Origin of the sequence: Pseudomonas sp. R37(2017), from assembly GCF_002113375.1 — a bacterium.
Classification (GTDB): Bacteria; Pseudomonadota; Gammaproteobacteria; order Pseudomonadales; family Pseudomonadaceae; genus Aquipseudomonas.
On the sequence record NZ_NEHO01000002.1, the window covers coordinates 484,401 to 509,978 of the forward strand.

The 25,578-nt window shown below is 60.1% G+C and carries 23 protein-coding genes and 1 riboswitch; of the genes, 13 read left to right on the forward strand and 10 right to left on the reverse strand.

The genetic code is table 11. The features are described 5' to 3' along the window. The first annotated feature begins 172 nt into the window (after positions 1-172). Complete coding sequence (locus tag CAG47_RS05435; protein WP_085723899.1) at positions 173-1,924, forward strand: flavin monoamine oxidase family protein; 1,752 nt, start codon at positions 173-175, stop codon at positions 1,922-1,924. A 388-nt stretch (positions 1,925-2,312) separates the two neighbouring features. On the opposite strand, the gene CAG47_RS05440 is transcribed toward CAG47_RS05435, so the two are convergent. Next, positions 2,313-2,804, reverse strand: a complete 492-nt coding sequence (locus CAG47_RS05440) for a hypothetical protein (RefSeq protein WP_085723900.1) — start codon at positions 2,802-2,804, stop codon at positions 2,313-2,315. Positions 2,805-3,263: 459 nt separating this feature from the next. Between CAG47_RS05440 and CAG47_RS05445 the strand changes: the two genes are divergently transcribed. Beyond that, on the forward strand, positions 3,264-3,815 hold the full coding sequence (locus tag CAG47_RS05445; RefSeq protein ID WP_085723901.1) for a cytochrome b: 552 nt from the start codon (positions 3,264-3,266) through the stop codon (positions 3,813-3,815). Between the two features lie 32 nt (positions 3,816-3,847). Further along, entirely contained in the window at positions 3,848-4,432 is a 585-nt protein-coding gene (locus CAG47_RS05450; RefSeq protein WP_085723902.1) for a YceI family protein, read from the forward strand. A 127-nt stretch (positions 4,433-4,559) separates the two neighbouring features. Here the strand turns inward: CAG47_RS05450 and CAG47_RS05455 are convergent, their stop codons facing one another. The 4 genes from CAG47_RS05455 to ahcY all read right to left on the reverse strand — a co-directional run bounded on the left by CAG47_RS05455 (position 4,560) and on the right by ahcY (position 10,085). Beyond that, a complete protein-coding gene (locus CAG47_RS05455) occupies positions 4,560-6,419 on the reverse strand; it encodes a DEAD/DEAH box helicase (RefSeq protein WP_085723903.1) in 1,860 nt (619 codons plus the stop codon). 222 nt (positions 6,420-6,641) lie between these two features. Then, positions 6,642-7,457, reverse strand: a complete 816-nt coding sequence (locus CAG47_RS05460) for an ABC transporter substrate-binding protein (RefSeq protein WP_085723904.1) — start codon at positions 7,455-7,457, stop codon at positions 6,642-6,644. 213 nt (positions 7,458-7,670) lie between these two features. Then, on the reverse strand, positions 7,671-8,516 hold the full coding sequence (metF, locus tag CAG47_RS05465; RefSeq protein WP_085723905.1) for a methylenetetrahydrofolate reductase [NAD(P)H]: 846 nt from the start codon (positions 8,514-8,516) through the stop codon (positions 7,671-7,673). Positions 8,517-8,675: 159 nt separating this feature from the next. Then, on the reverse strand, positions 8,676-10,085 hold the full coding sequence (gene ahcY / locus CAG47_RS05470; RefSeq protein ID WP_085723906.1) for an adenosylhomocysteinase: 1,410 nt from the start codon (positions 10,083-10,085) through the stop codon (positions 8,676-8,678). 23 nt (positions 10,086-10,108) lie between these two features. After that, a riboswitch (S-adenosyl-L-homocysteine riboswitch) is annotated at positions 10,109-10,208 on the reverse strand. 191 nt (positions 10,209-10,399) lie between these two features. Here ahcY and CAG47_RS05475 point away from each other — a divergent pair. From CAG47_RS05475 to CAG47_RS05485, 3 genes are all read left to right on the forward strand, one after another. Continuing rightward, the gene (locus CAG47_RS05475; protein ID WP_085723907.1) at positions 10,400-10,804 is read left to right on the forward strand and encodes an acyl-CoA thioesterase; all 405 of its coding nucleotides are present in this window, start codon (positions 10,400-10,402) and stop codon (positions 10,802-10,804) included. A 140-nt stretch (positions 10,805-10,944) separates the two neighbouring features. After that, the gene (locus tag CAG47_RS05480; RefSeq protein WP_085723908.1) at positions 10,945-11,778 is read left to right on the forward strand and encodes an EamA family transporter; all 834 of its coding nucleotides are present in this window, start codon (positions 10,945-10,947) and stop codon (positions 11,776-11,778) included. Between the two features lie 49 nt (positions 11,779-11,827). After that, a complete protein-coding gene (locus CAG47_RS05485) occupies positions 11,828-12,211 on the forward strand; it encodes an MAPEG family protein (RefSeq protein WP_085723909.1) in 384 nt (127 codons plus the stop codon). A gap of 144 nt (positions 12,212-12,355) precedes the next feature. Here CAG47_RS05485 and CAG47_RS05490 read toward each other — a convergent pair whose 3' ends face one another. Beyond that, on the reverse strand, positions 12,356-13,540 hold the full coding sequence (locus CAG47_RS05490; RefSeq protein ID WP_085723910.1) for a murein transglycosylase A: 1,185 nt from the start codon (positions 13,538-13,540) through the stop codon (positions 12,356-12,358). Positions 13,541-13,668: 128 nt separating this feature from the next. Here CAG47_RS05490 and CAG47_RS05495 point away from each other — a divergent pair, with 128 nt between their 5' ends. Then, complete coding sequence (locus CAG47_RS05495; protein ID WP_085723911.1) at positions 13,669-14,118, forward strand: cytochrome c; 450 nt, start codon at positions 13,669-13,671, stop codon at positions 14,116-14,118. A 130-nt stretch (positions 14,119-14,248) separates the two neighbouring features. Here the strand turns inward: CAG47_RS05495 and CAG47_RS05500 are convergent, their stop codons facing one another. The 4 genes from CAG47_RS05500 to CAG47_RS05515 form a co-directional block, all read right to left on the reverse strand. Beyond that, positions 14,249-14,644 (reverse strand): DUF1090 domain-containing protein, encoded by a 396-nt coding sequence (locus tag CAG47_RS05500; protein WP_085723912.1) that lies wholly within the window; start codon positions 14,642-14,644, stop codon positions 14,249-14,251. Positions 14,645-14,740: 96 nt separating this feature from the next. Next, positions 14,741-16,420, reverse strand: coding sequence for an NAD-dependent DNA ligase LigB (gene ligB / locus CAG47_RS05505; protein WP_085723913.1), 1,680 nt, complete (start codon positions 16,418-16,420; stop codon positions 14,741-14,743). A 281-nt stretch (positions 16,421-16,701) separates the two neighbouring features. After that, positions 16,702-17,892 carry a methionine adenosyltransferase gene (gene metK, locus CAG47_RS05510; protein WP_085723914.1) on the reverse strand — a complete coding sequence of 397 codons (1,191 nt, stop codon included), beginning with the start codon at positions 17,890-17,892 and terminating at the stop codon, positions 16,702-16,704. Positions 17,893-17,910: 18 nt separating this feature from the next. Continuing rightward, the gene (locus CAG47_RS05515; protein WP_085723915.1) at positions 17,911-18,906 is read right to left on the reverse strand and encodes a metalloregulator ArsR/SmtB family transcription factor; all 996 of its coding nucleotides are present in this window, start codon (positions 18,904-18,906) and stop codon (positions 17,911-17,913) included. Between the two features lie 261 nt (positions 18,907-19,167). Between CAG47_RS05515 and tkt the strand changes: the two genes are divergently transcribed. From tkt to fba, 6 genes are all read left to right on the forward strand, one after another. Next, positions 19,168-21,165 (forward strand): transketolase, encoded by a 1,998-nt coding sequence (tkt, locus tag CAG47_RS05520; RefSeq protein WP_085723916.1) that lies wholly within the window; start codon positions 19,168-19,170, stop codon positions 21,163-21,165. 161 nt (positions 21,166-21,326) lie between these two features. After that, on the forward strand, positions 21,327-22,385 hold the full coding sequence (gene epd / locus CAG47_RS05525) for an erythrose-4-phosphate dehydrogenase (protein WP_085723917.1): 1,059 nt from the start codon (positions 21,327-21,329) through the stop codon (positions 22,383-22,385). Between the two features lie 26 nt (positions 22,386-22,411). Beyond that, entirely contained in the window at positions 22,412-23,575 is a 1,164-nt protein-coding gene (locus tag CAG47_RS05530; RefSeq protein ID WP_085723918.1) for a phosphoglycerate kinase, read from the forward strand. Positions 23,576-23,610: 35 nt separating this feature from the next. Next, complete coding sequence (locus CAG47_RS05535) at positions 23,611-23,832, forward strand: hypothetical protein (protein WP_085723919.1); 222 nt, start codon at positions 23,611-23,613, stop codon at positions 23,830-23,832. A 56-nt stretch (positions 23,833-23,888) separates the two neighbouring features. Further along, a complete protein-coding gene (locus CAG47_RS05540) occupies positions 23,889-24,218 on the forward strand; it encodes an MliC family protein (RefSeq protein ID WP_085723920.1) in 330 nt (109 codons plus the stop codon). A 228-nt stretch (positions 24,219-24,446) separates the two neighbouring features. After that, entirely contained in the window at positions 24,447-25,511 is a 1,065-nt protein-coding gene (gene fba, locus CAG47_RS05545) for a class II fructose-bisphosphate aldolase (RefSeq protein ID WP_007975467.1), read from the forward strand. Positions 25,512-25,578: the final 67 nt, after the last annotated feature.

Genomic DNA, 25,578 nt, shown 5'->3' on the forward strand with positions numbered 1-25,578 from the left:
AGCCTATGCAATGCGTGCCACGGGGACAACCCATTGTGTCGAATGAGCTACTTTGTACGCACTGATAGACGTTGCTGGCAGGTGCTTGAAGGCTGACGTATCCTTCGCGGTTCTTGAGCCGTCTGGCTCGCAAATACTGCTGCTTTCCTCGTTTAATTCCGGAGTTCGCTGAATGTCTGTCGGTTGGCTGCGCGCCTGTGCGCTGGTGATGTTGGGGCTGTTCAGCGTGTCTGCGCTGGCCAAGGATAAAACCGCGATCGTGATCGGCGGCGGCCTGTCGGGCCTGACTGCCGCGTACGAGCTGCAGAACAAAGGCTGGCAGGTCACGCTGCTGGAAGCCAAGTCGAGCCTGGGCGGCCGTTCCGGCATGGCGAGCAGCGAGTGGATCGGCAATGACAAGGTCCAACCGGTGCTGAACAAGTACGTATCGAACTTCAAGCTGAGCACCACGCCAGCCCCTGAATTCGTGCGGACCCCAGGCTACCTGATCGATGGCGAGTATTTCTCCGCCACCGACCTGGCGAGCAAACAGCCGGCCACCGCCGAGGCGCTCAAGCGCTTCGACAAGGCCGTGGACGACCTGGCGCGCTCGATCGACGACCCACAGAACCCGGCTGCCAACAACACGCTGCACGCGCTGGATCAGATCAACGTGTCGAGCTGGCTCGACAAGCAGAACCTGCCGGCCACCGCGCGCCAGTTGATCAACCAGCAGATCCGTACCCGCTACGACGAACCATCGCGCTTGTCGCTGCTGTACTTCGCGCAGCAAAGCCGCGTCTACCGTGGCGTCTCCGATCGTGACCTGCGCGCTTCGCGTCTGGTCGGTGGCAGCCCGGTGCTGGCCCAGGCCCTGGTCAAACAGCTGAAAACCATCAAGACCAACTCCCCGGTCTCGGCGATCATTCAGGACACGGATGGTGTGACCGTCAAGGTCGACAACGTCAGTTACAAGGCTGACTACGCCGTGCTGGCCGTGCCACTGCGCGCGTTGAACAAGATCCAGATGACCCCGGCGCTGGACGCCCAGCACCTGGCGGCGATCAAGGGCACCAATTACGGTTGGCGCGACCAGATCATGCTCAAGTTCAAGACGCCGGTGTGGGAAAGCAAGGCGCGCATGTCCGGCGAAATCTACAGCAACACCGGCCTGGGCATGTTGTGGATCGAGCCTGCCCTGAAGGGCGGCGCCAACGTGGTGATCAACCTGTCCGGCGACAATGCGCGGGTGATGCAGGCGTTCGGCGACAAGCAGATGGTCGATCAGGTGCTGATCCGCCTGCACACGTTCTACCCACAGGCCCGTGGCTCGTTCACCGGTTATGAAATCCGTCGCTACAGCGTCGACCCGTCGATGGGCGGCGCTTACCTGGCCTTTGGGCCGGGCCAGATCAGCAAGTTCTGGCGCCTGTGGGAGCGCCCGATTCAGCGCGTAGCCTTCGCTGGCGAACACACCGACACCCTCTACCCAGGCACCCTGGAAGGCGCGCTGCGCAGCGGTCAGCGTGCCGCCAGCCAGGTTGAAGACCTGGCGGCGGGCAAGTCCTTCGATCCGGCGAAGTTGGTTCCGGCCGCTGCAGCGGCGGGCGCTGGTGCGGTGGTGGCGAAGAAAGGCAATTTCTTCAGCAACCTGTTTGGCGGCTCGGATGACGAGAAGAAGCCAGAGCCGGTCAAGGCACCTGAACCGGTAGCGCCTGCTCCCGCGCCAGCACCGGCCCCAGCCCCGGTCGTTGCACCGGCTCCGGTCGAAGCACCGAAGCCGGCAACCCCGGTAAAAGCCGAGCCAGCCAAGAAAGCTCCAGCCAAACCGGCAGCCAAGACAGAGGCGAAAAAAGCCCCGGCCAAGGCACCCGTGAAGAAAGCCGAGTCGGCGAAGAAGCCGGCAGCCAAACCGGTGGCGACTGCTGAGACCAAGGCTCAGTAACGCTCAGACGTAAAAAAAGCGCGGCCCGAAGGTCGCGCTTTTTTTTGCCAATAAAATTTCGGTCCTACACGTTTAATTGATGTGTCAGATACTTCCCACAAAACAATCAGAAGCGAGTGATCGATTGTGCAGGAGTCAGGAATTTATGCTCTTGAAAAATTTGGAGGAGCATATGAAATCTTTATCGGTGGTTATTATTTTTATAACACTTTCTGGCTGTGTTATTGGTGAACATAGAGATCCTCTAAAGATACCTATGCTTCCCAAAATCGACGCTGAACTGGCTCACAAATGCCGAATGGATCCTGATAAACCTGAATGCTCGGTTAATTAGTTGTTTCCAATAATCAGGAGCTGCTTGGTACCCGAGGCTTAATATAGGTGTCGCTTACCATTCCCATATAAAAATTGGAATACCTTGGACTATTACATTGAGCGGCTTTCTTTTGGGAAAACGACCGGGAGCAAATCCGAAGCGCGCCCAGCGTGAGTCTCCTGTCCGCATATCGAAGATGACCAGATTTCCATCATCTTGAATAATCAAACTAGTGTTGTACCAAAGCGATTTATCAGTGGTATGAGTACTTTCAGCAACCCATATCCGCCCTCTGAATGGATCGTATAGAAAACCGTTATTGCTGATCACAAATTTCAGCGGCTCGCGCATTTTTTTCGGATACGTGGTTCGGCTATAAGGCTGGCTCCCATCCGCATTCCAGACTATAGCGCCGTTATCCGTAATGACCAGATTTCCATCAACTTGCAATACCAATCGAAAACGACCGTTCTGCGACATCAAATACTGTCCCGGCGACATCGTTTGATTGGGTGGCAGCACTGGCGAGCCACTTGCTTGAAAGGGTGTGTATTTAATAGCCATTTTTATTCCTTGTCTAATGAGTTGTTGAGATCCCATTGAATCAAGTCCAGATATGGAAATGGCGATACATATGTATTGCATAGCTAAAAATGCGTATTAGCCCGAACCATGATGGCACCCGGTCGCCGCTCAGGCGAAAAACTGATTCGACTGAGCTACCAGCGACCCCGATGGTGGCTAGCACTGAGACCAAGGCTAAGTGACGTTCAGACGTAAAGCGCGGTCCCAAAGCCGCGCTTTGCCTGGAGAAAAATCGGTGGTAGCCATCGAATAAACCTTTTGATACAGGTGTTCGCAGGTTTGTATTCACTTTTTCTCACAATTTCGTTTTTAATCTTTCCTTAACCCGGCGGCTTCAGACTCTTTATCGTATTTTTCGATATTTCAAAGCAAAATTTTCCGCTTTAATTCGATAGATAACTCGATAGTCTTGGGCCAGCACTTACAGGGAACCAGGCAATGCAGCTACGTAACTCTACCTCCCGCTACGGCTGGGTCAGCATCTTCATGCACTGGGGCGTGGCACTGGCCGTGTTCGGTCTGTTCGCCCTGGGGCTGTGGATGGTCGACCTCGGTTATTACGATCCATGGCGCAAGTCCGGGCCGGATCTGCACAAAAGCATCGGTTTGATCCTGTTGGGGGTCATGGTCTTGCGCGTGTTGTGGCGCTTCATCAGCCCGCCGCCGCCAACGCTGGCCAGCTACAGCCGCATGACGCGTCTGGGCGCCATGTTCGGCCATGCCTTCCTGTATCTCTGCCTGTTCGCCGTGATGATTGCCGGTTACCTGATTTCCACCGCAGAAGGTGCCGGGATTCCGGTGTTTGACTGGTTTGAAGTGCCTGCCCTGATTTCCGGACTACCGGACCAGGCAGATAACGCCGGTGTCATTCACCTCTACCTGGCGTGGGCGCTGGTCATTTTTTCCGGCCTCCATGCGTTGGCAGCATTGAAGCACCACTTTATCGACCGTGATGCGACCCTCAAGCGAATGCTGGGTCGCAAAGCCTGAAATTCAACCTCGACTCCCAAGGAAAACAAAGCATGTTGAAAAAGACTCTCGCCGCTCTGGCAATCGGTTCTGCTGTCCTGTCTGCCAATGTGATGGCGGCTGACTACACCGTCGACAAACAAGGCCAGCACGCCTTCGTCGACTTCAAGATCAGCCACCTGGGCTACAGCTTCATCACCGGTACTTTCAAGGACATCGACGGCAAGTTCAGCTTCGACGCTGCCAAGCCTGAAGACAGCAAGATCGAGTTCAACGTGAACACTGCCAGCGTCTTCACCAACAACGCTGAACGTGACAAGCACATCTCCAGCAAAGACTTCCTGAACGGCACCAAGGCGACCTTCGTGTCCACCAGCGTCAAGCCAACCGGCAAGAACGCTGCTGGCAAGGACACCGCTGACGTAGCCGGTGACCTGACCATTCTGGGCGTAACCAAGCCAATCGTGGTCAAGGCCACTTTCCTGGGTGAAGGCAAGGATCCATGGGGCGGCTACCGTGCCGGCTTCGAGGGTACTTTCAGCCTCAAGCGCTCTGATTTCGGCAAGATGATGGACCTGGGCCCACAGTCCGACGCGGTCGACATGTACGTTTCGTTTGAAGGTGTCAAAGCGAAGTAATTTTTGCGCCTGAACCCTGTAGGAGCGAGCATGCCGCAAGCGGGCACCCGCTCCTACAGGGACATGGTGGTGCATGAAAAATGCCCCGGCTCTTTCGAGCCGGGGCATTTTTCATTTCGGCGATAACTCAGCGATTGCGAGTCAGAAGCGCTGGTTTTTCGCCGCGAGGACGGCTTGGCAATTGATCCAGTTGCTCAGGTGTCGGGAAGCGATCAGCCTTCGACTCCTTGTGCATGATCTTCGGTGCCGGGCTGCGCGGGTTCTGCACGGCCGGCTCGGAGCGCGACTGGTCATCACGGGCCGGGCGGCGATTGCGCGAGTCGTCGCGACGGCCCTGGCCGTCACGTGGTGCACCGCTGCGAGAGCCATTGCGCTTGCCCGGATTGCCAGTGTTGGTGCCATCGCTGTTGCGCGGACCGTTCTGGCGACCTTGTGGCTTGCCGGAGCGTGGCGCGCCGGAACCGGCAACGTTGCCTTGAGCCGGGGCACCTGGACGGCGACCACGGCCTTGCGCCGGTTTCTGCAGCGGCACGTAGTCGACGCGGTTACCGAAGTTATCGATATCGTCGTCCAGGAACTCGTCCGGGGCGCGGTCAGCGGCGGCACGAGGAGGCTGCGACGGACGCTGTTCGCGAGCCGGAGTACCTTCGCGTGGTTTCTGCTGGCGGGCAGGACGTTCGCCGCGTTCACCTGCCGGTTTTTCCTTGCCCTTGTCTTTGCCTTTGTCCTTGCGGCCGCCACCGCTGCCGTTCGCACCCTCGCCGCGCGGGCCACGGGCATTGCGCGGGTTGCGCATGTCCGGACGTTCGCGCGCTTCAGGTTTCTCGGCTTCCACGGCGCTGGCATCGAAGCCCATCAGGTCGCCGTCGGCGATTTTCTGCTTGGTCATGCGTTCGATGCTTTTCAGCAGCTTTTCTTCATCCGGGGCCACCAGCGAGATCGCCTCGCCCGTACGACCGGCACGGCCAGTACGGCCGATACGGTGCACGTAGTCTTCATCGACGTTCGGCAGTTCGAAGTTGACCACGTGGGGCAACTGGTCGATGTCCAGGCCGCGGGCGGCGATATCGGTGGCCACGAGGATGCGCACGGTACCGGCCTTGAAGTCGGCCAGGGCTTTGGTGCGGGCGTTCTGGCTCTTGTTGCCGTGGATCGCGACGGCGCTCAGGCCGTGTTTGTCCAGGTACTCGGCCAGGCGGTTGGCGCCATGCTTGGTGCGGGTGAACACCAGCACTTGTTCCCAGGCGCCGGCCGTGATCAGGTGGGCCAGCAAGGCACGCTTGTGGCTGGCGGGCAGACGGAATACGCGCTGTTCGATGCGCTCGACCGTGGTGTTCGGCGGCGTGACTTCGATGCGTTCCGGGTTGTGCAGCAGCTTGCCGGCGAGGTCGGTGATGTCCTTGGAGAAGGTCGCCGAGAACAACAGGTTCTGGCGTTTGGCCGGCAGTCGCGCCAGCACTTTCTTCACGTCATGGACGAAGCCCATGTCGAGCATGCGGTCGGCTTCGTCCAGTACGAGGATTTCCACGTGGGACAGATCGACGCTGCCTTGGCCGGCCAGGTCGAGCAGGCGACCGGGGCAGGCCACCAGCACGTCTACGCCTCGGGCCATGGCCTGGACCTGCGGGTTCATGCCGACACCGCCAAAGATGCAGGCGCTGACGAACTTCAGGTCGCGGGCATAGACCTTGAAGCTGTCATGCACTTGCGCGGCGAGTTCGCGAGTCGGGGTCAGGACCAGTACGCGCGGCTGGCGCGGGCCGTGACGCTGGGACTTGTCCGGGTGACCATTGGGGAACAACCGCTCCAGGATCGGAAGGGCGAAACCGCCGGTTTTACCAGTACCTGTCTGCGCCGCAACCATCAGGTCGCGACCTTGCAACACGGCGGGAATGGCCCGCTGTTGCACCGGAGTAGGCTCGGTATAGCCCGCCGCCTCGATGGCGCGGACCAAAGCCTCGGAGAGACCGAGGGAAGCAAAGGACATGAGAAATCCTGTTTTAGTTAGGGCTTGGCCCATTGGGAGTCTTGCCTGGCGCGAATGGCGTTCAAGAGGACGCTATCCCGTCCGGTCCTGCTGGGTCTCGAAGGCTCGTCTGCAAGCGTTCGCGCGGGCTGAAAGCTGCGCAGTAACGGGGTTGAGATGCCTTTAGCGATTCCGAGCGTTCGGGCGTGAGCCTGGCGGGAAGGCCGGAGTATAACAGAGCAATCACTGCGCGCCGCTTTCCTGCTGCTCAACGGTTTTTTCCGTGGCGGCCGTGGTCTTTTCAGCCTTCATGCTGACGCTCGGTTCCGCGCCATAGCGAGCACTCAGTTCAGCATAGGCAGGTTCGCGCTTGAAACGTTTGAGTTCGGCGCCGAAACGCTGCACCAGCAGATCCATGCCTGCATTGCGCCGCACCGCGAGAAACTGGCTTTGCTGGCTGATGACCGTGGGGTTTTCAGTGATCTTGTCGCGGATGCCCAGTTCATCGAGCAAATGCTGGCCGACCCGGCGGTCGGTGATCAGCAGGTCAATGCGCCCGCGGACCAGTTTGCCGAAGTTCGCTTCATGGGTGGGGGCTGGCTCCCGGGCGAACAGCGTCGAATCACTGAAGTCCTTGCTGTACAGGTAACCCGGCGAGGTGCCGATGGTCAGGCCGCGCAAGTCTTCGAGGGTGCGAAACGGATGGGGCCGTTCATTGGCGTAGAACATCACGAACTGGACTTCAGACAGGGGTTCGCTGGGGTAGAGCAGGGTCGCATCACGCTCGTCGCTGTGAAAAATGTCCAGTGCACCGTCGGCCTGGCCCGACTCGAGCATCGACAGGCAGCGTTTCCAAGGCAGGAACTGCCACTCCACGTCAATGCCCAGGCGCTTGAAGACAATGGCGGTGGTTTCGTAGTCCAGGCCCAGTGATTTGCCGTTGTCTTCGTACACATAAGGCGCCCACGGTTCTGTGACAATGCGCAACTTCTCGCCCCGGGCGGCGAAGCTCAGGCAAGCGAAGACAAGCAAGGCGATTAACTGCGTGATCAAAGGCATGGGCTGAGATTACGACGAGAAACCGGAAAGAGCCAGAAACTGACCGCAGATGCTCTAAGTCCGTGGATTGCCGCACATTAACAGTGCATTGAAAGCAAAAAGATCGCAGCCCGGGAAAGCTCCCGCAGGAGCTGTCGAAGGATGCGATCTTTTTTTGGCCTGGCAGCTTTCAGCTTGAAGCTTGAAGCTTGAAGCTTGAAGCTTGTAGCTGCTTCAGCGCGGCAACTTCAGGTTATTCCACACCGCCAGGCTCGCTTCAGCCTGGTTCAGTGTGTAGAAGTGCAGCCCTGGAGCACCGCCCTGCAGCAGTTGTTCGCACATTTCGGTGATGACCTGTTCGCCAAAGCGCTGAATGCTCTGGGTGTCGTCGCCGTAGGCTTCCAGTTGCTTGCGGATCCAGCGTGGGATTTCCGCGCCGCAGGCATCGGAGAAGCGCGCCAGTTTGCTGTAGTTGGTGATCGGCATGATGCCCGGCACGATCGGGATGTTCACGCCCAGCGCCCGTACGCGTTCCACGAAGTAGAAATAGCAGTCGGCGTTGAAGAAATACTGGGTGATCGCACTGTCGGCGCCGGCATTGGCCTTGCGCACGAAGTTGGCGACATCGTATTCGAAGTTGCGCGCTTGCGGATGCATTTCCGGGTAAGCGGCGACTTCGATGTGGAAATGATCGCCGGTTTCTTCACGAATGAATTCCACCAGGTCATTGGCGTGGCGCAATTCGCCACTGGCCATGCCCATGCCCGAAGGCAGGTCACCGCGCAAGGCGACAATGCGCTTGATGCCGGCGGCCTTGTACTGGGCCAGCAGGCCGCGCAAGTCGTCCTTGCTGTCACCCACGCAGGACAGGTGCGGAGCAGCAGGGATTTTGACTTCGCTTTCGAGCTGCAACACGGTGTTGAGCGTGCGGTCACGGGTCGAACCGCCGGCGCCGTAGGTGCAGGAGAAGAAGTCGGGGTTGTAGGTGGCCAGCTGGCGAGCAGTGGCGAGCAGCTTTTCATGCCCAGCATCGGTCTTCGTAGGGAAGAACTCGAAGCTGTAGCGACGATCTTGGGACATGGGAATACCCTTGGAAGCGCGTAAGGCGGATGTCGCTCCCCTGTAGGAGCGAGCATGCTCGCGATGGAGGTCAACGATGACGCGGGCTGTCTGATTGCCCGTGTCGCCTGTTCTTCCATCGCGAGCTTGCTCGCTCCTACAGGGAGAGCAGCTGGCCGATCAGTAGCGGTAAGCGTGCGGCTTGAACGGACCTTCGACGGTCACGCCGATGTAGTCGGCCTGGGTCTTGGTCAGTTGAGTCACAACGCCGCCGAAACCACGGACCATTTCCAGGGCCACTTCTTCGTCGAGTTTCTTCGGCAGTACTTCAACGGTCAGGCGCTCGGCTTTCTGGGCTGGCGACAGGTCGGCGTACTTCTGGCCGAACAGGAAGATTTGCGCCAGAACCTGGTTGGCGAACGAACCGTCCATGATGCGGCTCGGGTGGCCGGTTGCGTTGCCCAGGTTAACCAGGCGGCCTTCGGCCAGCAGGATCAGGTAGTCGTCGTTCTGAGGGTCGAAATCGCCAGCGCCGGTACGGTGGATCTTGTGAACCTGTGGCTTCACTTCTTCCCACGCCCAGTTCTTGCGCATGTAAGCGGTGTCGATTTCGTTGTCGAAGTGGCCGATGTTGCAGACAACAGCACGCTTCTTCAGGGCTTTGAGCATGTTCGCATCGCAAACATTGACGTTGCCGGTGGTGGTCACGATCAGGTCGATCTTGCCCAGCAGTGCTTTGTCGATGCTTGCTTCAGTACCGTTGTTGATACCGCCGATGAACGGCGAAACCACTTCGAAACCGTCCATGCAGGCTTGCATGGCGCAGATCGGGTCGACTTCGGAGACCTTGACGATCATGCCTTCCTGACGCAGGGACTGAGCGGAACCCTTGCCCACGTCACCGTAGCCGATCACCAGCGCTTGCTTGCCGGACAGCAGGTGGTCGGTGCCGCGCTTGATCGCATCGTTCAGGCTGTGACGGCAGCCGTACTTGTTGTCGTTCTTGCTCTTGGTCACCGAGTCATTGACGTTGATGGCCGGGATTTTCAGCTCGCCCTTGGCCAGCATGTCCAGCAGGCGGTGCACGCCGGTGGTGGTTTCTTCGGTCACGCCGTGGACGCGATCCAGAACCTGTGGGTACTTCTTGTGCAGCAGCTCGGTCAGGTCGCCGCCGTCGTCGAGGATCATGTTGGCGTCCCAAGGCGCGCCATCCTTGAGGATGGTTTGCTCCAGGCACCACTCGTACTCTTGTTCGGTCTCGCCTTTCCAGGCGAAAACCGGGATGCCGGCGGCGGCGATGGAAGCGGCGGCCTGGTCCTGAGTCGAGAAAATGTTGCAGGACGACCAGCGCACTTCGGCACCCAGGGCAACCAGGGTTTCGATCAGCACGGCAGTCTGAATGGTCATGTGGATGCAGCCGAGGATCTTCGCGCCCTTGAGCGGTTGCTCTTCGGAGTACTTGCGACGCAGGCCCATCAGGGCTGGCATTTCGGATTCGGCGATGATGGTTTCGCGACGGCCCCAGGCAGCCAGGGACATGTCGGCGACTTTGTAATCGTTAAAATCTGCAGGCGTGATAACAGCGCTCATGAAGAGCCTCCATTCGTAATGTATGCGAATGGGCGCCGTTGTGCGTTTAGTGTCTGGCTCAAGGCCAGGCAACGCCCCATCCGAGCCTGACAGGTCCAGCCTGCTGCAGCGCCCCTCGGACAGGTGGCGGGAAAACGGTAGGAGCCGTTCTAAATCGGGGGCGATTATAGCTTTCTTTATCCGGCTAGTGGCAAGTGACAAGCTACAAGCGGCAAGCAAGCGCAGATCGGCTTTTTACTTGCAGCTTGCAGCTCGAACCTTGAAGCTGGGGGCAAACCTCACTCCAACAGCGCCTAAATTCACCGGAGCCCCCTATGAATTTCCACACCCGCAAATGGGTAAAACCCGAAGACCTCAACCCTAACGGCACGTTGTTCGGTGGCAGCCTGCTGCGCTGGATCGACGAAGAGGCGGCGATCTACGCCATCGTCCAGTTGGGCAATCAGCGCGTGGTCACCAAGTACATTTCCGAAATCAATTTCGTCAGCGCCTCGCGCCAGGGCGACATCATCGAACTGGGTATCACGGCTACCGAGTTTGGCCGCACCTCGATCACACTGACGTGCGAAGTGCGCAACAAAATCACCCGCAAGAGCATCCTCACCGTTGAAAAAATGGTGTTCGTCAACCTCGGCGAAGACGGCTTGCCGGCGCCTCATGGCCGGACCGAGATCAAGTACGTCAAGGATCAGTTCAAGGATGACGCCGGCGTCGAATGAAGCAAGACCTGTAGGAGCGAGCATGCTCGCGATGGTCGTTAACGATAACGCGGGGTGCCTGAATGCCCGTGTTGTCTGGGCCACCATCGCGAGCATGCTCGCTCCTACGGGAATCGTGTAGACAACCAAAGGAGTGTGCCGTGCTTGCGACGGCGTTGGTGTTGGTGGCGGCGCTGTTGCACGCGGCGTGGAATACCCTGATCAAGTTCAGTGCGGAGCGTCTGTTGGTGGTGGCCTGCATGGACAGTGTGGCGTTGCTGTTTGTCGCGCTGATGTTGCCATTCTTGAGTGTGCCGCCACTGGAAATCTGGCCGTGGATCCTCGCATCGGCGGCGTTCGAGTTGCTCTATCGCTATTTACTGATCCAGGCCTATCGGGTCGGCGACCTCGGGTTGGTCTATCCCTTGATGCGCGGGCTGTCACCCTTGGTGGTGCTGGCGCTGACACTGATCTTTGCCGGGGAAGTGCTGACCCATCAACAGATTTTCGGCATCCTGCTGATTCCGTTCGGCATGCTGTGCCTGCTCTGGCAGGGCGGCGGCGGTGCGCGTTTGCCATGGTCGATGCTGCCGGTGGTGGCATTGATCGGCCTGTGCATCGGTTGCTACACCTACATCGACGGGCAGGCATTGCGGCGCTGGTCCCATCCTCTGGATTACCTGGTCTGGGTCACCCTGCTCAGTGCCTGGCCGTTTCCGTTGTTGGCATGGGTACGCAAGCGACCCGCGTTCATGCTGTTCTGGCGCGAGCAGTGGCGGTTGGGCCTGGCGGTCGGGTTTTGTGTGTTGTTCAGCTACGCTCTGGTGCTGTGGGCGATGCAATTGGGCTCGATTGCAGAAGCGGCAGCGTTGCGCGAGATCAGCGTAATTCTGGTGGTACTGTTTGGCATGCGTTACCTCAAAGAACCTTTTGGCGGGCCGCGCCTCCTGGCCTGTGGGCTGGTGCTGATTGGCATTTTGGTGATGAAGCTTTGATCGCCGTTGATGGATTCGATTTTCTTTAACTTGAAAAAGGGACTGCGTAATGACGGTTGCTCTGTGGTGCATTTTGATTGCGATCTTCCTGCCGTACCTGTGCACGGGCGTTGCGAAGATCAGTGGCGGGTACCGACTGAAAGACAATCATGATCCGCGAGGGTTTCTCGATTCCCTGGAAGGTTTGGGCAAGCGCGCGAACGCGGCGCAGCTGAACAGTTTTGAGGTGACGCCGGCCTTTGCGGCCGCGGTGATCGTAGCGCACCTGGCGGGCAACGCCGAATTGGTGACCATCAATGTGTTGTCGGTGTTGTTCATTACCAGCCGTTTGCTTTACATCATTTTCTATCTGACGGACCTGGCGGTGCTTCGCTCGTTGATGTGGTTCGTGGGGATGGGGCTGATTGTGAGTTTCTTTGTGGTGTCGGCCTGACAGATCACCGGGGTTTTCGCTGGCCTCTTCGTCGGAACGCCGCCCGGAGCAGGTCGAATCGTCGCTCCCACAGGTTTTGCACAATCCCTGTGGGAGCAACGATTCGACTTGCTCGCGATAGCTATCCAACGGTCAACATTGGTTTCAAGGCTTGGTCTTCTCGGCATCCGCCACCTGCGGTACTTGCGGCAACGTCGCACCTTTGGGCCAGAGCATCCAGATCTGGCCCTGCTGTTTCATGTCCCCGGCCAGTTGCCCGGCCGCATCTCCGGTACCCCAGAACAGGTCTGCCCGCACCTCGCCGGCAATTGCACCGCCGGTGTCTTGAGCCGCCACCGGTCGAACCAGCGCGGTACCGTCCGGCCTGGTCGTGGACAGCCACAACAGGCTGCCCAGCGGGATCACCTTGCGATCCACCGCCGCACTGTAACCAGCGGTCAACGGTACGTTCAGCGAGCCGCGCGGGCCTTCGTTGCTGTCCGGGTTGCGGGTGAAGAACACATAGCTGGGGTTGCTGCCGAGCAGTTCGGGAATCCGCGACGGATTGGCCTTGGCCCAGGTACTGATGGCGCCCATGGTCACGTCTTCTTTTTTCAGCTCGCCCTGTTCCACCAGCCAGCGACCGATCGGCCGATACGGATGGCCGTTCTGGTCGGCGTAAGCAATGCGCAGCTGGCGGCCATTGTCGAGTTGGATGCGACCCGAACCCTGGATTTGCAGGAACTGCAGGTTCATTGGATCGGTGAGCCAGGCCACGACCGGTGCCTTGACCCCTTTGCTTTCGATGGTTGCCGCATCGTCGTACGGCTTGAGCACGCGACCTTCAAGTCGACCGCGCAGGCGTTTGCCCTTGAGTTCCGGGTAGATGCTGTCGAGGGCGACGATGATCATGTCCTCGGGAACGCCATAGACCGGGACATTGGCAGCGCTGGTCTGGGTCAGGCTCCCGGGATAGACCGGCTCGTAGTAGCCGGTGATCAAGCCATTGGGGTTGTCGTTGGCGGCGCGCAGGCCATAGACATCGAGGTTCTGCTTGAGGAAGCCACGAATGTCGCTGGCAGTCTGCGGCACGTTGGTCGCCGCTGCACAGGTGCCGCCCCAGACCGGGTCGGCCTTGAGTCGGGTGCAGGCGCTGCGCCACGAACCGAAACCGGCGACCAGATCAGTGTCGGACACTGCTGGCAGCGCTTCCCATGTGGCGCTGGAGTAGGTAGCCAGGGCATGGGTTTTCGGTTGTTGATTGTCGCCACCGGTGCAGCCCGCGAGCAGGGCAACCATCGGCAGGGTCCAGGCCAGGCTGTGACGCCATGCCTTGAAACGGCTGTTCATGGAGTGATTCCTTTGTCGGTTGCCTGAGTGCTCCATGCGCTCATGCAACCCATATTGATAATAGGGCTATTGGTCTTTGTCGATGACGCGAGGATACTGGCCGCCGTTTCCCGTGACCTGAAGCCACCATGACTCTTAAAAGACTTTCTGTTGTATTGCTGGCCTGCCTGACGTTGTCCGCTTGTGGCGGAGTCGACCCCAACTCGCCGCTCGGCCAGCGCAAGGCCATTTTCAAGCAGATGCTCAAGACCGGTGAAGACCTGGGCGGCATGCTGCGTGGGCGCATTCCGTTCGATGGCCCGAAGTTCGCCGAGGGCTCGCTGAAGCTCGATGCGCTGTCCCGTGAGCCGTGGCAACATTTTCCGCAGGTCCGCGAGGAAGATCACACCAGCGCCAAGAGCGATGTGTGGGAGCAGCAGGCACGTTTCCAGGCCATGGCCCGTGATCTTGAATCCGCCACCGGTGAATTGGTGATCGCCAGCCAGGTTCAACCCTACAAGGCCAGCAACCTGGGGCCGGCGGTGCAGAAGGTCGAAGATGCTTGCAGTGCATGTCATAAGGCGTTTCGGGATCATTGACCCAGCGGTGCCCGGAATGGCGCCTTCGCGAGCAGGCTCGCTCCCACAGGTGGGCACATGACCCTGTGGGAGCGAGCCTGCTCGCGAAGACTGCTTCGGCAACGCCAGGGATCTTTGTCCATTACCTTTTCTATTTGTCCAGCTCATCCAGCGCGTCCTGCAATTCCTTGCGGGCATCGGCGAGTTTGTCTTTGCGCTTGTTGATCTTCTCGGAGTCGCCTTTGCTCATGGCCTTGTCGAGGTCGGCCTGACGCTTGCTGACTTCGTGCCTGGCATCGAGCACCTTGTTTTCCCGTTCCTTCTTCAGCGAGGCATCGGTGCAGTTCGCTTCGACTTCGCCCAGGGCTTTTTCCAGGCCGGCCTGCTGGTCGGCGTTGCCGTGGACCTTGGCCAGTTCGATCTGGTTGACGATGCCTTGCTTCTTGGCGGCGCAACCGGTCAGCCCCGGAGCTTCCTCGTCCGCCATCAACGGGGTGGCCAGCACGCTGCAAAGGGTCAACAGGGCGAGCGGTGAAAGAAATTTCATAAAAGCTCCATGTAAGAAGGCAAGCGGACGGTGTGGCAACGGCTTGTTGGAGCCCGGCGGTCCTCCTGGGGTTCCCGTTGGGTGCAAGGCCGATCGCTAAAAGCCGTCAATCCCCGCATCACGTAACGTTTCACTCAAGGCCATGACTTGCGGATCGCGGAAAAAGGCGATCAGTTGCCCCGCGCGCCCTGGCCCGATACCGGCCTCGATCTGCCATTGTTCGATGTCTCGCTGCGCCAGCGCCTGCCATGAATCGCCGAGCTGCGCCTGACCTGTCGGCGGCATTCCCAAGGCTTTCAGCCAGAGTACGAACGGACGTTGCCGGGCCTGGTTGAAGCTGTCCGCAAGACGAGCCGCGCTACGCTCACCGAAACCGTCAATGGTAGCAAGCTCTTGGGTATCGAGTGTCAACCAATCGAGCAAGCCGTTCAGGCGACCTGTTGCAAGAAGTTTTTCCCAAGTGCCCGGGCCTACGCTGGGCAGTGCCAGGCCCTGTTTGCTGCCGAGCCAGGCCAGGCGCGCGAGAAACTGGCTCTCACAGCCCGGAGTCGGTTGCCAGCAACTCAATGAATGAAAGTCCGCTGCCTGCGGCGGGGTCAATTCGACGCGCTCGCTGCTGCGCAGTACAACGCTATCGAGCCTGGGAATGGTCAGCCCGGCCAGGCTGATGGCGACATGATCGCCCGGACGAATGTCCAGTGCCTGCCAGCGTTGCAACGAGCTGACGCTGACGCGTTTTACCTGTCGGTCATCGAGTTGCACCGGGATCAGTTCAAGTACCGGAGTGATCCGCCCGGTCCGGCCGATTTTGAAGTGAACCTTGCGGACTTCGGCCAGTGTCTGGGCGAAGGGGTACTTCCAGGCGATCGCCCAGTAGGGAGACCTGGCCTGCCAGCGCTCAGCGACCGGGCGCTGGTTCTGGCGCAGGACGATGCCGTCGCTGGCAAAGGGCAGGGGGGAGCGATACCAGTGGTCGCGCCAGCGCTCGGCATCGGTAACTGAGGCGATTGGCTGACTGTAGGTCGTGGTGCTCGGGAAGCCCAGGGTAGTCAGTGCCGCGGCACGCTCGGGCACGCTCGCCGGCCCTTGGGGCCAGTCCCAGACAAACAGGTCGATACCGGCGGCCTGTTCGGCGCTCAAGACCTTGCGCGCCATCAGGCCTGCCACCGAAGCGCGAGCATTGAGGCTGCCAGCCCGGGCCTGCATATGTCCTGGCAGGCGCCAATACAGTTCGCCTTGCACGATCAAGTCCCGGGCCTGCGAGAGTCGTTGCGGGATGGCCGGAATCTGTCGCGCAGGAATCGTCCAGTCCTGACCGCTCTTGCCGTCGCCTCGGCTGATTGCCTGGGCCAACAGGCCGTTGCGGTAAACCAGGGTCACTGCCACGCCATCGATCTTAGGTTGGGCCCAGACTTCCACCCGATCACGCAGCCATTTTTCCACGGCGGGGCGATCGTGCAGTTTGTCCAGGCCAGTGTGGGGGATGGGGTGGGGTAGCGTTCCGCGTGCAGTGCGCAAGGGGTCTGCGGGCGGGCTCAGGTTGAAGCAGTGACGCCATTGGGTGAGTCGCGCACGGGACTGGTCATAGAGTTCATCGGCGACCAGCGAGTGTCCCTGGCGATGGTAGCTGTCGTCCCAGAGGTCGATTTGCCGTTGTAGTTTGCCGACTTCATTCAGGGCGCGTTCCGGGGGCCAGTCGGGGCACTTGGCGGCATTGGCGGTCAGGCAGGCAAACGTCAGTAGAAAGGCGAAAAACAGGCGCAGGTTGGCAAGCATCTTGAGCGTCCTTGCTCGGTGAGGTGCTTGAAGGCTAGGTCAGTATCGGTTGGCATGGCGGGCGGGCGCTTTACCGAGTGTTTCTGGTGACTGGGCGAGCCTCTTCGCGAGCAGGCTCGCTCCCACAGGGATTTGTGTTTGCCCATGGGTATTTGTCACATCAAAGATCAACTGTGGGAGCGAGCCTGCTCGCGAAGGCGGCCACGCGGTCTCAAGCGCAAGACAACAAAAAGCCCCGCAAGGCGCGAGCCATGCGGGGCTTCGGGTGTTGCAGGGATGTCTTACAGGCCGGCAGCAGAGCGCAGGGCGTCGGCGCGGTCGGTTTTTTCCCAGGTGAAGGTGGTGAAGGTGTCGTCGCCAACGGTCTTGGTTGCCGGGGTGCGACCGAAGTGGCCGTACGCAGCGGTTTCCTGATACATCGGGTGCAACAGGTCGAGCATGGTGGTGATCGCGTATGGGCGCAGGTCGAACACTTCGCGGACCAGCTTGATGATCTTGTCATCGCTGATCTTGCCAGTGCCGAAGGTGTTCAACGAGATCGAGGTTGGCTGGGCAACGCCGATGGCGTAGGACACCTGAATCTCGCAGCGTTCGGCCAGGCCGGCGGCAACGATGTTCTTGGCCACGTAACGACCGGCGTAGGCCGCCGAACGGTCAACCTTCGATGGATCCTTGCCGGAGAACGCGCCACCGCCGTGACGAGCCATGCCGCCGTAGCTGTCGACGATGATCTTGCGACCGGTCAGGCCGCAGTCACCCACCGGGCCGCCAATGATGAACTGGCCGGTCGGGTTGATGTGGAACTGGGTGTCTTTGCTCAGCAGTTCGGCAGGCAGCACGTGCTTGACGATCAACTCCATCACGCCTTCGCGCAGGTCGTTGTACGACACTTCCGGGTTGTGCTGGGTCGACAGGACAACCGCGTCGATCCCGACAACCTTGCCGTTTTCGTAGCGGCAGGTCACTTGCGACTTGGCGTCCGGACGCAGCCAAGGCAGCAGGCCGGATTTGCGGGCTTCGGCTTGCCTTTGTACAAGCTGGTGCGAGAAGGTGATAGGTGCAGGCATCAGCACGTCGGTTTCATTGCTGGCGTAGCCGAACATCAGGCCCTGGTCGCCGGCGCCCTGATCTTCAGGCTTGGCACGGTCGACACCCTGGTTGATGTCAGGGGACTGCTTGCCGATGATGTTCATCACGCCGCAGGTGGCGCCGTCGAAACCGACGTCGGAGCTGGTGTAGCCGATGTTGGTGATCACGTCACGAACGATCTGCTCCAGGTCTACCCAGGCCGAAGTGGTGACTTCGCCGGCGATGATGGCCACGCCCGTTTTCACCAGAGTCTCGCACGCCACACGGGCGAACTTGTCTTCAGCAATGATGGCGTCCAGCACCGCATCAGAAATCTGGTCGGCGATTTTGTCCGGATGCCCTTCAGACACGGACTCGGAGGTGAAAAGGGAGTATTCGCTCATCTCGATTTTTTCCTGAAATTACCGATGGTGAGTGTCGCCAGCCGGCCGCTGAAAATGGCGGACCTGGATCTGGAAACCATTACGTAAGCCTACATAGAGGCTTTCCCCGGGAACGAGTCCCGCAGCGGTGGCCCAACGGGCCAGATCGTCCTGTTCAAACCCCAGCCAGAGATCACCGCAGGCCTCCTTGGCCCAACTCTGGTTGTGGCTGCATAACTCTGTCACCAACAGGCTACCGCCTGGTTGCAGCAAGTTGGCCATGTGCTTGAGCGCATCGGCCGGCGCAGCAAAATGGTGCAGTACCATGTTCAGCACCACGCAATCGGCCTTGAGGCTGACGCCGTTCAATGCATCGGCCAGTTGCAGGCTAACGTTAGTCAGCTGGTCGCGTTCGCAGACCTGGCGCGCCAGTTCGAGCATCGCGCAACTGTTATCCAGTGCCGTGACTTGCAAGAAGCGGCGCGCCAGCTCCGGCAGGAATGCGCCATCGCCGGGGCCGACTTCAATGGCCGTGGCGTCTTTGTCGAAACTCAACTTGTCGAGCAGGGCCACCACGCTTTCGCGGTACTGCGGCAGGCCGGCGATCAAGTCTTGCTGGGCGCGAAACTTCTCCGCCACCCGTGAGAAAAAGTCCTGGCTGGCCGCCGCGCGTTGCCCGTGGACCTGGGCGATGCGCGACTGTACGTCAGCCGGCAGCGTCAGGTTGTCCACTTCTTCGAGCAGGGCCGCGTGCAGTTTGCCGCCCAACAGTTCGGTGTGGGGCAGGGCACGGCGATAGAAGATCGCGTTGCCTTCGCGACGCGTTGCCACCAGGCCGGCCTGGGCCAGCACCTTGAGGTGATGGCTCATGCCTGACTGGCCGATGCCGAAGATCTGCGCCAGTTCCAGCACGCCGAAGGAATCGTTGGCCAGTGCGCGCAAAACATTCAACCGCAAGGGGTCGCCGCCAGCCTTGCACAAGGCCGCCAGCTCATCGCAATCGTCATGTTGAATGGAAGGCACGCGTAAATTCATAAGGCCGGCAGTCTAGTCACGGGTCGAAGGCATCGCAAGAGCAATATCAAAAAGTTTTGATATTGCTCGATAGATGGCACTTCTCGGCGTTAGCTTCAGTCAACAAACGGATGGCGGAAAGGTTTCACCAGGCGAAACCGCCGTTATCAATTGGAAAAACGTCTCCAGATGACTATCTGTCATTGCCCCGAGGCGTCCGGGTGAGGGAAAATGCTCGCCTTTTTTCCGTTTCGTTTTATTCAAGTCCCCAGGAGAACAGCGATGCCTAGCCGTCGTGAGCGTGCCAACGCCATTCGTGCCCTCAGCATGGATGCCGTGCAAAAAGCCAACAGCGGCCATCCCGGTGCCCCAATGGGTATGGCGGATATCGCCGAGGTACTTTGGCGCGACTACCTCAAGCACAACCCGAGCAATCCATCGTTCGCCGACCGCGACCGCTTCGTGCTGTCCAACGGCCACGGCTCGATGCTGATCTACTCGCTGCTGCACCTGACCGGCTATGACCTGTCGATCGATGACCTGAAGCAGTTCCGTCAACTGCACAGCCGCACCCCGGGCCACCCGGAATTCGGCTACACCCCGGGCGTGGAAACCACCACCGGTCCGTTGGGCCAGGGCCTGGCCAACGCCGTGGGCTTTGCCCTGGCGGAAAAAGTCATGGCGGCGCAGTTCAACCGTCCCGGCCACAACATTGTCGATCACCACACCTATGTGTTCCTGGGTGATGGCTGCATGATGGAAGGCATTTCCCACGAAGTCGCTTCCCTGGCCGGTACCCTGGGCCTGGGCAAGCTGATCGCCTTCTACGATGACAACGGCATCTCCATCGACGGCGAAGTCGAAGGCTGGTTCACCGATGACACGCCGAAGCGTTTCGAGTCCTACAACTGGCAAGTGATCCGCAATGTCGACGGTCACGACCCGGAAGAGATCAAGACTGCCATCGAGACTGCCCGCAAGAGCGCGCAGCCGACCCTGATCTGCTGCAAGACCACCATCGGCTTTGGTTCGCCGAACAAGCAAGGCAAGGAAGATTGCCACGGTGCCCCGTTGGGTGACGCGGAAATCGCCCTGACTCGCGCTGCACTGAAGTGGAACCACGGCCCGTTCGAAATCCCGGCCGATATCTACGCCGAGTGGGACGCCAAGGAAGCCGGTGCTGCGGTCGAGGCGGAGTGGGACCAGCGTTTCGCCGCTTACTCCGCCGCGTTCCCGACTGAAGCCAACGAACTGATCCGTCGCCTGAGCGGCGAGTTGCCGGCTGACTTCAGCGAAAAAGCCGATGCCTATATCGCCGAAGTGGCCGCCAAGGGCGAAACCATCGCCAGCCGTAAAGCCAGCCAGAATGCGCTGAATGCCTTTGGCCCGCTGCTGCCTGAGTTCCTCGGCGGTTCGGCTGACCTGGCCGGTTCCAACCTGACCCTGTGGAAAGGTTGCAAGGGCGTCACTGCCGAAGATGCCAGCGGCAACTACATGTACTACGGCGTGCGCGAGTTCGGCATGACCGCCATCATGAACGGCGTCGCCCTGCACGGCGGCCTGGTACCTTACGGCGCGACCTTCCTGATGTTCATGGAATACGCGCGCAACGCGGTACGCATGTCGGCCCTGATGAAGCAGCGTGTGATCCACGTCTACACCCACGACTCCATCGGTCTGGGCGAAGACGGCCCGACGCACCAGCCGATCGAGCAATTGACCGCGCTGCGCAGCACGCCGAACCTCGACACCTGGCGTCCAGCCGATGCCGTTGAATCGGCCGTGAGCTGGAAGTACGCACTGGAACGCAAGGACGGTCCTTCGGCCCTGATCTTCTCCCGTCAGAACCTGCAGCACCAAACCCGCGACGCCGGCCAGATCGCCGACATCAGCCGCGGTGGTTATGTGCTCAAAGACTGCGCGGGCGAGCCGGAACTGATCCTGATCGCTACCGGTTCGGAAGTCGGTCTGGCCGTTCAGGCCTTCGACAAGCTGACCGAGCAGGGCCGCAAGGTGCGTGTGGTTTCCATGCCGTGCACCAGCGTCTTCGATGCCCAGGACGCCGGCTACAAGCAATCGGTCCTGCCGTTGCAGGTCGGTGCCCGTATCGCCATCGAAGCTGCCCATGCCGACTTCTGGTACAAGTACGTGGGCCTGGAAGGCCGCGTGATCGGCATGACCACCTACGGCGAGTCGGCGCCTGCGTCGGCCTTGTTCGAAGCGTTCGGCTTCACCCTGGAAAACATCCTGGGTCAGGCTGAAGAACTGCTGGAAGACTAAGCACGAAGCGGCGCGCCGCGATCCTCTGTAGGAGCGAGCATGCTCGCGATGGACGACAGAACACCGCTGGGCATCAGACAGCCAGCGTTATCGTTAACGACCATCGCGAGCCTGCTCGCTCCTACAGGGGGATTGTGTTGTTAACGAGAGTCGAGAACCCCATGCCTCAACCGCGTCCCTACAAAGTTGCACTCAACGGCTACGGCCGGATTGGTCGTTGCGTCTTGCGTGCGTTGTTCGAGCGAGGCGAAAAGGCCGGGTTCGAGATTGTCGCGATCAACGATCTGGCCGACATGGCCAGCATCGAATACCTGACACGCTTCGACTCCACCCACGGGCGTTTTCCCGGCGAAGTGAAAGTCGACGGCGATTGTCTGCATATCAATGGCGACTGCGTGAAGGTCCTGCGCAGTGCCACCCCCGAAGGCATCGATTGGGCGTCCCTGGGCGTCGATCTGGTGCTGGAGTGCTCCGGCGCTTACCACACTCGCGAAGACGGCCAGCGTTTCCTCGACGCCGGTGCCCCGCGCGTGCTGTTTTCCCAGCCGATGGCCAGCGAGACCGATGTCGACGCCACCATCGTCTACGGTGTGAACCAGGATTGCCTGACCGGCGACGAACTGCTGGTGTCCAACGCATCCTGCACCACCAACTGCGGCGTGCCGCTGCTGCGCCTGCTGAATCAGGCGATTGGCCTGGATTACGTGTCGATCACCACCATTCACTCCGCGATGAACGATCAGCCGGTCATCGATGCCTATCACCATGAAGATCTGCGCCGCACCCGTTCGGCGTTCCAGTCGGTGATTCCGGTGTCCACCGGTCTGGCGCGTGGTATCGAACGCCTGTTGCCGGAACTTGCCGGACGAATTCAGGCCAAAGCCGTGCGGGTGCCGACGGTTAACGTGTCCTGCCTCGATATCACGATGCAGACCTCCACCGCGACCGACGCCACCGAGGTCAACCGGATCCTGCGCGAAGCCGCCACCAGCGGCCCGCTCAAAGGCTTGCTGGCCTACACCGAGTTGCCTCACGCAAGCTGTGATTTCAACCATGACCCACATTCGGCGATCGTCGATGCAAGCCAGACCCGCGTTTCCGGCCCACGGCTGGTGAACATCCTGGCCTGGTTCGACAACGAATGGGGTTTTGCCAACCGAATGCTGGACGTTGCGGAACACTATCTGCAAACAGCGACTTCAAAAAAACCTGCTCTCTAAGATCAGCTACTCAGGAAATGCGACCCATGACCGTGTTGAAGATGTCCGACCTCGATCTGCAAGGTAAGCGCGTATTGATCCGCGAAGACCTCAACGTCCCAGTCAAGGACGGTGTTGTCACCAGCGATGCGCGTATCCTGGCCTCGCTGCCGACCATCAAGCTGGCCCTGGAAAAAGGCGCGGCCGTGATGGTCTGCTCGCACCTTGGCCGTCCGACCGAAGGTGAGTTCTCGGCCGAGAACAGCCTCAAGCCAGTCGCCGACTACCTGAGCCGCGCCCTGGGCCGTGAAGTGCCGCTGGTGGCCGACTACCTGGGCGGCGTCGACGTCAAGGCCGGCGACATCGTGCTGTTCGAAAACGTGCGCTTCAACAAAGGCGAGAAAAAGAACGCCGACGAATTGGCCCGGCAATACGCCGCCCTGTGCGACGTTTTCGTGATGGACGCTTTCGGCACCGCTCACCGTGCCGAGGGTTCTACCCATGGCGTGGCCAAGTTCGCCAAAGTCGCGGCCGCCGGCCCGCTGCTGGCCGCTGAGCTGGATGCTCTGGGCAAGGCCCTGGGCGCTCCGGCCAAGCCAATGGCTGCCATTGTCGCCGGCTCCAAGGTGTCGACCAAACTCGACGTACTGAACAGCCTGAGCCAGATCTGCGACCAGTTGATCGTCGGTGGCGGCATTGCCAACACCTTCCTGGCCGCTGCCGGTCACCCGGTCGGCAAGTCGCTGTACGAGCCGGACCTGCTTGACACTGCTCGCGCCATCGCCGCCAAAGTCAGCGTACCGCTGCCGGTGGACGTCGTGGTTGCCAAGGAGTTCGCTGAAAGCGCCGCGGCGACCGTCAAGCTGATCGCTGACGTTGCGGCCGACGATATGATTCTGGATATCGGTCCACAAACCGCGGAGAAATTCGCCGAGCTGCTGAAGTCGTCCAAGACCATCCTGTGGAACGGTCCGGTCGGCGTGTTCGAATTCGATCAGTTCGGTAATGGCACCAAAGTGCTGGCCCAGGCCATCGCCGATAGCGCGGCGTTCTCCATTGCCGGTGGTGGCGACACCTTGGCCGCCATCGACAAGTATGGCGTGGCCGAGCAGATCTCCTACATTTCTACCGGTGGTGGCGCGTTCCTCGAATTCGTCGAAGGCAAGGTGCTGCCGGCTGTTGAAGTCCTGGAAAGCCGGGCCAAGGCCTGAGGGTCGCCCGTTTGACCAGGCAAGGGAGTGTTGAAATGGTCAAGGCGTTAGCGCTGTTGATCGTCGCGGGTTCGCTGCTGGCGTGCGGGAGTAACCCGAAGGCCATACCGGAACCTGCGCCGTCCGAGTCGGAAAAAGGCTGCTACCAGGCTGACTGGCAGGCCGAGACCAACCCGGTACTCAACAAGCGTTCCGGGCCTGAGGGCCTGGACAAATACGAGACCCGAACACCCGCCAAGGAACATGGTTGCCCTTGAAGGGTCTGACTCTTTACTCAGGGCTGGCGGCGTGGGCCGTCGGCCGAGGGACACGGATGAAAGGTTTTATCGCCGTGACGGCGCTGGCGCTGTTGGCGGGTTGTGCTCAGTTGGACCTGTTCCAGTCGTCCGCACCTGTGGATAACTGGACCACCTGGACCTGCGACAGCCAGGCCAAGGTGCTGTGGCGCTACACCGACGACAGTCGCAAGGAAGTCGACGTGCGCCTGGGTGGTGCCGATCAGGTCTACCGTCTGAAGCAGGAACCGGGTGCATCGGGTTCGCTGTACAGCAATGACATGCTGGCGTTTCACATAAAAGGTGAGGAAGGCCTGGTTTACTGGGTCGCCACCAATGATTTGATTGGGCGTGGTTGTCACCTGTAGGAGCGAGCATGCTCGCGATGGTCGTTAACGAAAACGCGGGATGCCTGAATGCCCGCGGTGTCTGGGCCACCATCGCGAGCATGCTCGCTCCTACAGGACGGTAGCCACCCGAAGCAACACCGAATCCGCAGCCCGGGCTCAACCCCCGATCTGCAATAACTTGAATAGCCGCCGCAGCTACGGCAGGCTGGCACGATTAACGACCCTCAACCGGGAGAGATACACACAATGGCACTTATCAGCATGCGCCAGATGCTGGACCACGCAGCCGAGTTCGGCTACGGCGTTCCAGCTTTCAACGTCAACAACCTTGAGCAGATGCGCGCCATCATGGAAGCCGCTGACAAGACTGACTCCCCGGTGATCGTCCAGGCTTCGGCCGGTGCTCGCAAATACGCCGGTGCACCGTTCCTGCGTCACCTGATCCTGGCCGCCATCGAAGAATTCCCGCACATCCCGGTGTGCATGCACCAGGACCACGGCACCAGCCCTGACGTCTGCCAGCGCTCCATCCAGCTGGGTTTCAGCTCGGTGATGATGGACGGTTCCCTGGGCGAAGACGGCAAGACCCCGACCGACTACGACTACAACGTGCGCGTCACCCAGCAGACAGTGGCCATGGCCCACGCCTGCGGCGTTTCGGTAGAAGGCGAGCTGGGCTGCCTGGGTTCACTGGAAACCGGCATGGCCGGTGAAGAAGACGGCATCGGCGCCGAAGGCGTTCTGGATCACAGCCAGATGCTGACCGACCCGGAAGAAGCCGCTGACTTCGTAAAACGCACTCAGGTCGATGCCCTGGCCATCGCCATCGGCACCAGCCACGGCGCCTACAAGTTCACCAAGCCACCAACCGGCGACGTGCTGGCGATCGACCGCATCAAGGAAATCCACAAGCGCATTCCGAACACTCACCTGGTGATGCACGGTTCGTCTTCGGTTCCGCAAGAGTGGCTGGCGATCATCAACCAGTACGGCGGCGACATCAAGGAAACCTACGGCGTACCGGTTGAAGAAATCGTCGAAGGCATCAAGCACGGCGTGCGCAAGGTCAACATCGACACCGACCTGCGCCTGGCATCCACTGGCGCAATGCGTCGCCTGATGGCCACCAACCCGAGCGAGTTCGACCCACGCAAATTCTTCGGCGCGACCGTGACGGCCATGCGCGACGTATGTATCGCTCGCTACGAAGCCTTCGGTACTGCCGGCAACGCTTCGAAGATCAAGCCGATCTCCCTGGAAGGGATGTATCAGCGTTATCTGAAGGGTGAGTTGAACGCCAAGGTCAACTAAGTCTTCAGCGTTCTGGTCATATGAAAAACCCGTCGAGAGACGGGTTTTTTTATGGATGTAGGAATGA

What these genes read in the sequence shown, in the direction of transcription:
- CAG47_RS05435 (WP_085723899.1), top strand. Translation starts at nt 173, where the DNA reads ATGTCTGTCGGTTGGCTGCGCGCCTGTGCGCTGGTGATGTTGGGGCTG.
- CAG47_RS05440 (WP_085723900.1), bottom strand. Translation starts at nt 2,804, where the DNA reads ATGGCTATTAAATACACACCCTTTCAAGCAAGTGGCTCGCCAGTGCTG.
- CAG47_RS05445 (WP_085723901.1), top strand. Translation starts at nt 3,264, where the DNA reads ATGCAGCTACGTAACTCTACCTCCCGCTACGGCTGGGTCAGCATCTTC.
- CAG47_RS05450 (WP_085723902.1), top strand. Translation starts at nt 3,848, where the DNA reads ATGTTGAAAAAGACTCTCGCCGCTCTGGCAATCGGTTCTGCTGTCCTG.
- CAG47_RS05455 (WP_085723903.1), bottom strand. Translation starts at nt 6,419, where the DNA reads ATGTCCTTTGCTTCCCTCGGTCTCTCCGAGGCTTTGGTCCGCGCCATC.
- CAG47_RS05460 (WP_085723904.1), bottom strand. Translation starts at nt 7,457, where the DNA reads ATGCCTTTGATCACGCAGTTAATCGCCTTGCTTGTCTTCGCTTGCCTG.
- metF (WP_085723905.1), bottom strand. Translation starts at nt 8,516, where the DNA reads ATGTCCCAAGATCGTCGCTACAGCTTCGAGTTCTTCCCTACGAAGACC.
- ahcY (WP_085723906.1), bottom strand. Translation starts at nt 10,085, where the DNA reads ATGAGCGCTGTTATCACGCCTGCAGATTTTAACGATTACAAAGTCGCC.
- CAG47_RS05475 (WP_085723907.1), top strand. Translation starts at nt 10,400, where the DNA reads ATGAATTTCCACACCCGCAAATGGGTAAAACCCGAAGACCTCAACCCT.
- CAG47_RS05485 (WP_085723909.1), top strand. Translation starts at nt 11,828, where the DNA reads ATGACGGTTGCTCTGTGGTGCATTTTGATTGCGATCTTCCTGCCGTAC.
- CAG47_RS05490 (WP_085723910.1), bottom strand. Translation starts at nt 13,540, where the DNA reads ATGAACAGCCGTTTCAAGGCATGGCGTCACAGCCTGGCCTGGACCCTG.
- CAG47_RS05495 (WP_085723911.1), top strand. Translation starts at nt 13,669, where the DNA reads ATGACTCTTAAAAGACTTTCTGTTGTATTGCTGGCCTGCCTGACGTTG.
- CAG47_RS05500 (WP_085723912.1), bottom strand. Translation starts at nt 14,644, where the DNA reads ATGAAATTTCTTTCACCGCTCGCCCTGTTGACCCTTTGCAGCGTGCTG.
- ligB (WP_085723913.1), bottom strand. Translation starts at nt 16,420, where the DNA reads ATGCTTGCCAACCTGCGCCTGTTTTTCGCCTTTCTACTGACGTTTGCC.
- metK (WP_085723914.1), bottom strand. Translation starts at nt 17,892, where the DNA reads ATGAGCGAATACTCCCTTTTCACCTCCGAGTCCGTGTCTGAAGGGCAT.
- CAG47_RS05515 (WP_085723915.1), bottom strand. Translation starts at nt 18,906, where the DNA reads ATGAATTTACGCGTGCCTTCCATTCAACATGACGATTGCGATGAGCTG.
- tkt (WP_085723916.1), top strand. Translation starts at nt 19,168, where the DNA reads ATGCCTAGCCGTCGTGAGCGTGCCAACGCCATTCGTGCCCTCAGCATG.
- epd (WP_085723917.1), top strand. Translation starts at nt 21,327, where the DNA reads ATGCCTCAACCGCGTCCCTACAAAGTTGCACTCAACGGCTACGGCCGG.
- CAG47_RS05530 (WP_085723918.1), top strand. Translation starts at nt 22,412, where the DNA reads ATGACCGTGTTGAAGATGTCCGACCTCGATCTGCAAGGTAAGCGCGTA.
- CAG47_RS05535 (WP_085723919.1), top strand. Translation starts at nt 23,611, where the DNA reads ATGGTCAAGGCGTTAGCGCTGTTGATCGTCGCGGGTTCGCTGCTGGCG.
- CAG47_RS05540 (WP_085723920.1), top strand. Translation starts at nt 23,889, where the DNA reads ATGAAAGGTTTTATCGCCGTGACGGCGCTGGCGCTGTTGGCGGGTTGT.
- fba (WP_007975467.1), top strand. Translation starts at nt 24,447, where the DNA reads ATGGCACTTATCAGCATGCGCCAGATGCTGGACCACGCAGCCGAGTTC.